5 protein-coding genes are annotated in these 6,393 nt (G+C 65.7%); 2 read left to right on the top strand and 3 right to left on the bottom strand.

Annotated features, from left to right (window positions below):
• Window positions 1-17: 17 nt before the first annotated feature.
• From RSO01_RS14945 to RSO01_RS14935, 3 genes are read right to left on the bottom strand one after another with little or no spacing between them, the layout of a single operon-like run.
• The gene (locus RSO01_RS14945; RefSeq protein ID WP_147149911.1) at window positions 18-1,562 is read right to left on the bottom strand and encodes an ABC transporter substrate-binding protein; all 1,545 of its coding nucleotides are present in this window, start codon (window positions 1,560-1,562) and stop codon (window positions 18-20) included.
• 11 nt (window positions 1,563-1,573) lie between these two features.
• Window positions 1,574-3,160 (bottom strand): ABC transporter substrate-binding protein, encoded by a 1,587-nt coding sequence (locus RSO01_RS14940; RefSeq protein ID WP_147149910.1) that lies wholly within the window; start codon window positions 3,158-3,160, stop codon window positions 1,574-1,576.
• 17 nt (window positions 3,161-3,177) lie between these two features.
• Window positions 3,178-4,785 carry an ABC transporter substrate-binding protein gene (locus RSO01_RS14935; protein WP_147149909.1) on the bottom strand — a complete coding sequence of 536 codons (1,608 nt, stop codon included), beginning with the start codon at window positions 4,783-4,785 and terminating at the stop codon, window positions 3,178-3,180.
• 261 nt (window positions 4,786-5,046) lie between these two features.
• Here RSO01_RS14935 and RSO01_RS14930 point away from each other — a divergent pair, with 261 nt between their 5' ends.
• Together RSO01_RS14930 and RSO01_RS14925 are read left to right on the top strand one after the other, a co-directional pair.
• Entirely contained in the window at window positions 5,047-6,024 is a 978-nt protein-coding gene (locus tag RSO01_RS14930) for a tripartite tricarboxylate transporter substrate binding protein (RefSeq protein ID WP_147149908.1), read from the top strand.
• An 18-nt stretch (window positions 6,025-6,042) separates the two neighbouring features.
• Window positions 6,043-6,318, top strand: coding sequence for a hypothetical protein (locus RSO01_RS14925; RefSeq protein ID WP_147149907.1), 276 nt, complete (start codon window positions 6,043-6,045; stop codon window positions 6,316-6,318).
• Window positions 6,319-6,393 lie beyond the last annotated feature (75 nt).

Here is a 6,393-nt window from a genome sequence, read left to right as displayed (position 1 = left end):
CATGAGACTGATCATGGCTATGCCTTCCCCTTCAGCGTCAGGTCTTCATACGGGGCCGTGTAGACGAAGCCCTTGATCAGGCCGAAGCCCGACTGGTCGACGCGCGGCCCGACGCCAGAGATGAAGGCGAGCTGGAAGATCGGCGCATAGATCGCCTTCTCCTGCACCGCCTGCTGCAGGCGCTGCAGGATCGCCGTGCGCTTGGCCTGGTCCATCTGCGTGGCTTGCTCGGCGAACAGGGCGTCGATGTCGGGGTAGCTGCCGTAGGCATAAGTGCCACCCTTGGCGACGAAGGCCTCGGCGCGTGTGGCGCAATTGCCGAACGCACCGGAAGCGCCCTGCACGATGTTCTTGAGCTTCTTCTCGGAGTAGGCCTTGAAGAAGGCGGCGCGCTCGAGCGGCCGCAGCTTCACGCGGATCCCGACCTCGCGCAGGTTGTTCAGCGCGACCTCGCCGATATTGGCGTACGAGGTGTCGCAGTAGTAATCGCCGGCATCGAAGCCGCGCCCGTGGCCGGCCTCGGCCAGCAGCTTGCGGGCGCGGGCCGGGTCGTACACCGGCGCCGGCGGCTGCCAGTAGAACTCGAAGTTCTCGGGGAAGATGCTGCCGGTCAGCCGCGAATGGCCGAGCGTCAGCGCCTCGTTGATGGTCTTGAGGTCGAGGGCGAAGCCTACGGCCTGCCGCACGCGGATGTCGTGCCACGGCGACTGCGGGTCCCACTGTTCCGGGAAATAGAGCCAGAACGGCGCCGAGCCCAGCGCCGGCTTGATGGCGAGGCCAGGTGTGCGCAGCAGCTCGTCGGCGAGCTCGCCGCGGATCGAGTAGGCGATGTCGACTTCGACGCGCTGGAGGGCGGCAAGCCTGGTCGCCTCGTCGGGGATCACCTGGAAGACCAGCCGCTTGATGGCGGGCTTCTTGCGCCAGTAGCCCTCGAAGGCCTCGCATACCAGCTCGACGCCCGGTGTGAAGGAAACGAACTTGTACGGCCCCGCGCCGACGGGCGCCTTCTTGAAGCCTTCGTCGCCGACCTGCTCGACATACTTCTTGGGCACGATCCAGCCGGCGCCGCTGGCGCCGGCATAGAAGGTGAGGAAGTCCGGCCACGGATCCTTCAGGCGGATGGTCAGCCGGTGCGGGTCGCGGATGTCGACGCCGGCAACGCGGTCCTTCAGGGATTTGCTCGCGGCGCCGCGATAGCGTTCGAGCGAGAACTTGACGTCCTCGGCCGTGAGCTCGTCGCCATTGTGGAACTTCACGCCTTTGCGCAGCGACAGCGCATAGCTCAGCCCGTCGGCCGACATGGTGCAGGATTCGGCAAGGCACGGCGCCATCGGATTGCCGGGCATCGCCTTCAGGACCGCGTCATGCATGGCGTAGAGCAGCATGAAGGGCGTGATGATGCCGGGCGTCTCCGCCGGGTCGAACCAGGTTGGCGCCAGCGAGACATGCGCGGCGACGCGCAATCCTTCGGGTGCGGCGCCGGCCGAGCGCAGCGTGGCGCTGATCAGGGCGGCCGTCGAAAGACCAAGAACGCCACGCCGCGTGGTGCTGAGAGAAACCATGGCTGCCTCCCCTAGGCGCCGCCCTTCAGGCGGACGTCTTCGTAGGGTGCGGAATAGGGATGCCCGCTGATCAGGCCGAATGCCGATTCGTCGACTCGCGGGCCCTGGCCGTTGAGGAAGGCGAGCTGCCACAGCGGCGCGTACACCGTGCGCTCGTGCACCAGCTGCTGCATGCGGTGCAGGATCGCCGTGCGTTTGGCTCGGTCGGTCTCCGCCGTCTGCTGGGCAAACAGCTCGTCGATGTCGGGGTAGCTGCCGTAGACATAGGCCCCGCCCTTGGCGACGAAGGTCTCCATCCGGGTCGCCGCGTTGCCGAACGCGCCGCTGCCGCCCTGGATGAGGTTGCGATACTTCTTCTCGGAATATCCCTTGGTGAAGGCGGCCCGTTCGATGGCGCGCATCTTCATGCGGATGCCGACCTCCGCAAGGCTGCCCAGGGCCGCTTCGCCGAGATTGGCGTAGGAGGAATCGCAGAAGTACTCGCCGGCATCGAAGCCGCCGCGGAAGCCCGCTTCCGCGAGCAGACGGCGCGCCGCCGCCGGATCGTGCGGAATCGTCGGCGGTTGCCAGTAGTAATCGAAATCCTTCGGCACGATGCTGCCGGTCAGCAGCGAATGGCCGAGCGTGAGTGCCTGGTTGATGCCCTCGCGATCCAGCGCCAGCGTGGCGGCCTTGCGCACCCGCGCATCATGCCAGGGCGACTTCGGGTCCCACTGATCGGCAAAATAGATCCAGAACGGCGAGTTGATCAGCACCGGCTTCAACTCGAGGCCCGGCGTGCGCTGCAATTCCTCGGCCAGCTCGCCGCGGATCGAGTAGGCGAGGTCGACCTCGCCGCGTTTCAGCGCCGCGAGCCGCGTGGTCTCCTCTTGGATCACCTTCCAGACCAGCTTCTTCACGGTCGGCACCTTGCGCCAGTAACCGTCGAATGCCTCCATCACCAGTTCGATGCCGGGAGTGAAGGAGACGAACTTGTAAGGTCCCGCGCCGATGGGCTCTTTCTTGAAGCCATCCTCGCCCACGCTCTCGACGTATTTTTTCGGGACGATCCAGCCCGCGCCGGTAACGCTGGAATAGTAGGTGAGGAAATCCGGCCAGGGCCGGTGCAGGTGGAAGACCACGCGCCGTGGATCGGGCGTCTCCACGGCCGCCACCTGCTCCTTGATGAAGCCTGCGGCATTGCCGCGATAGCGCTCGAAGGAGAATTTGACATCTTCCGCCGTCACCGGCGCACCGTTGTGGAAGATGGTGCCGGGGCGCAGCACGAAGCTGTGGCTCAACCCATCGGCGGAAGCGCTGTAGGACTCGGCCAGGCACGGCGCGGCCGGATTGCCCGGCATCGGCTTCACCAGCCCGTCATGCAGGGCATAGAGCAGCATGAACGGCGTGACGATGCCGGGCGTCTCGGCTGGATCGAACCAGGTCGGCGCCAGCGAGATATGGGCGGCGTAGACCAGCCGGCTGTCCGCCGACCTGGCGGGTCTGGCGCCGGTCGCCAGGACGCCAAGAGCCGCGAGGCCGAGCAGCTCGCGTCGCGTGGCGCGCGAGCGGGTTGCTCCGGGTACATGAACGCGCAGGTGACGTAGGGACGAACGCATGTGGTCACTCCCTGTTGTCAGCTTGGCTTGATGGTCACGTCCTCATACGGTGCGGAATAGGCATGGCCGCGGATCAGGCCGAGCGCGGATTCGCCCATGCGCTTGCCCTGGCCGTTGAGCAGGGCGAGCTGCCAGATCGGCGCGTAGACCGACTTTTCGTGCAGGATCTGCTGGATGCGAGCGAGCATCGCCGTGCGCTTGGCGACATCCATCTCGGCCGCCTGCTCGGCGAACAGCGTGTCGATTTCGGGATAATTGCCATAGGCATAGGCGCCGCCCTTGGCGGCGAAGGCTTCCAGTCGCGTCGCGGCGTTGCCGAAGGCGCCGGACGAGCCCTGGATGATGTTCTTGAGCTTCTTCTCGGAGTAGGCCGCGAAGAAGGCGGCGCGCTCGAGCGGCCGCAGCTTCACGCGAATGCCCGCTTCCTGCAGGTTGTTCAGCACCGCCTCGCCGAGATTGGCGTAGGACGAATCGCAGTAATAGTCGCCGGCATCGAAGCCGCTGCGGAAACCGGCCTCGGCCAGAAGCTTCTTGGCGGCGGCGAGGTCGTATTTCGCCGCTGGCGGCTTCCAGTAGAAGTCGAAGCTGTCAGGGATGATGCTGTTGGTGATCGGCGAATAGCCGAGCGTCAGCGCCTCGGAAATCGACTTGTGATCGATCGCAAGCCGCGCCGCCTCGCGCACGCGCTGGTCATGCCATGGCGACTTGGGATCCCATTGGTCGGGGAAGTAGAGCCAGAAGGTGCCCTGGAGCACCACCGCCTTCAGCGTGAGGCCGGGCGTCTTCTGCAGCTCCTCGGCGAGCTCGCCGCGGATCGAGTAGGCGAAATCGACCTCGCCGCGCTTCAGGGCGGCGAGCCGCGTCGCCTCCTCGGGCACGACCTTGAAGACCAGGCGCTTCACCGCCGGCACCTTGCGCCAGTAGGCGTCGAAGGCTTCCAGGACGAGCTCGACGCCGGGCGTGAAGGAGACGAAGCGGTAGGGCCCCGCGCCGATCGGCGCCTTCTTGTAGCCCTCCTCGCCGACCTGCTGGACGTACTTCTTCGGGACAATCCAGCCCGCGCCGGTCGCCGAACTGTAGAAGGTCAGGAAATCCGGCCACGGTTTCTTGAGTACGAAGCGCACGCGCCGCTCGTCCGGCGTTTCGACGGTGGCCACGCGTTCTTTCATCAGCGCGGCCGATGTGCCGCGATAGCGCTCGAAGGAGAACTTCACGTCCTCGGCCGTCACCGGCTCGCCGTTATGGAACTTGGCTCCGGCGCGCACGGTGAATTCGTAGCTGAGGCCGTCGGGCGCCATCTTCCAGCCGTCGGCCAGGCACGGCTCGTTGGCGTTGCCGGGCATCGGCTTCACCATGGCGTCGTGCAGGGCATACATCAGCAGGAAGGGCGTGATCATGCCCGGCGTCTCGGCCGGATCGAACCATGTGGGCGCCAGCGAGATGTGCACCGCCCAGGTGAGCTGTCCCTGTGCGTTGTTGGCGTTTGCCGTGCGTTGTCCGGTGGCTAAAAGCCCAAGCGCCGAAAGCGCAAGCAGGTTCCTGCGGCTGAAGTCTTGTGTCGATCGGCCAAGCGAATTAATGCCGCCTGCTCGGCCGTATGGAGCTGGTCTTGCCTTCCCGTCCATTGTTGCCTCCCAGCCGACCCCTTTTGGTGGAGCCTTGCCTTTGCAATGTCGGAATCGAAAGGACGCGACTGACTTTCAATTTTAAGCCTCGCAACGTGCGAGGAACGCTATGCTGCCTCCTTGGTGCTCTCGTCATCGACGTTAAGGGCAAGGCCGGGATCGGGCAACGGAATTCCGCTGATCAAGGCTGTTCGAGCGGGCGATGGCTTGCCCGTTGCACGCGCCCGTGGTCAGAGTCCGGCAAACAGGGAGTGGGGAAGCATGAGCAGTCTTACGCGGCGGGCGGTCCTCGCCGGCGCGTCCGCCTTGCCATTTGCAGCGGCAGGCGCCGCGCGGGCGCAGGCGAAGTTTCCGGACCGGCCGATCCGGCTGATCATTCCGTGGGCGGCGGGCGGACCGGCCGATGCCGGGTTCCGTATCCTGGCGCAGTCGGTGTCGAAGAAGCTCGGCCAGCAGGTCATCGTCGACAACAAGGCGGGCGCTTCGGGCATCATGGGTGCGATGGCGCTACAGGAGGCCAAGCCCGACGGCTACACGATCTCGCAGATGCACATGAGCGTGCTGCGCCAGCCACTGCTCAACAAGCAGCTCACCTACAATCCGATCAACGACCTCACCTACATCCTGCAGATCACCGGCTTCGTCATGGGTGTGGTGGTGAAGGCCGATGCGCCGTGGAAGACGCTGCCCGAGCTCCTGGTCTACGCCAAGGCCAATCCGGGCAAGATGAACTGGGGCACGCTCGGCATCGGCTCGACCCAGCATCTGGCGATGGAGCGGGTCGGCATCACCCAAGGCGGGCTCAACTGGACGCACGCACCCTATCGTGGCACCACCGACACGCTGCGCGCTCTGCTGGGTGGCGAGATCGACTTCGCCTCGGAGTCTTCGGGCTGGGCGCCGATGGTGCAGGCGGGGCAGCTGCGCCTGCTGGCGGTCTTCACGGCCGAGCGCGCCAAGCGCTTCCCGGATGTGCCGACAGTGAAGGAGCTCGGCATCTACGTGGTGGTCGACAGCCCGGGTGGCCTGATCGGCCCCAAGGGCATGGATCTCGCCGTGGTCGCCGTGCTGGCCGATGCCTTCCGTGCCGCCGCGCAGGAACCTGAGCACCTGAAATTCCTTGAGAACATGGACCAGCCGCTGATCCTGCTCGATGGGCCCGCCTACAAGATGGCGATGGCCAAGACCTACGAGGAGGAGAAGGAGCTGCTGCGTCGCCTGAACCTGCTGCCTGCATAACAACACCGGGAGGTCGCCATGTCGGAAGAGCGCAAGAAAGTGATGCAGCGTTTCGAGGATCGTCTGGCCCGGCTCGAGGCACTGCGCCACGAGATGCCGGCGCGCTGGCAGATCTTCCACCTGCACAACGCGCTGAACGCCCTGCCGCACGACCACGGCACGGCCGACCTGCATCTCGACGAGTTCGACCGCCACGACCTCGCCAAGGAATACCCCGAGCTCGAGGCTGACAAGGTCCCGTCAGTCGACGAGATCAGGACACGGTTCGACAACCTCGCCGGCGGGCTGCTGTAGTTTTCGCTGGGGGCGCGCCACTCCAGTGGCGCGTCTTCTCATGCTCTTTCGGACCGCCGGCGTCTCGCCGGCTCA

This window comes from Reyranella soli (assembly GCF_007992495.1).
Taxonomy (GTDB): domain Bacteria; phylum Pseudomonadota; class Alphaproteobacteria; order Reyranellales; family Reyranellaceae; genus Reyranella; species Reyranella soli.
The sequence above is the reverse complement of the archived record's forward strand: the minus strand, read 5'-3'. Positions and strand labels throughout refer to the sequence as shown.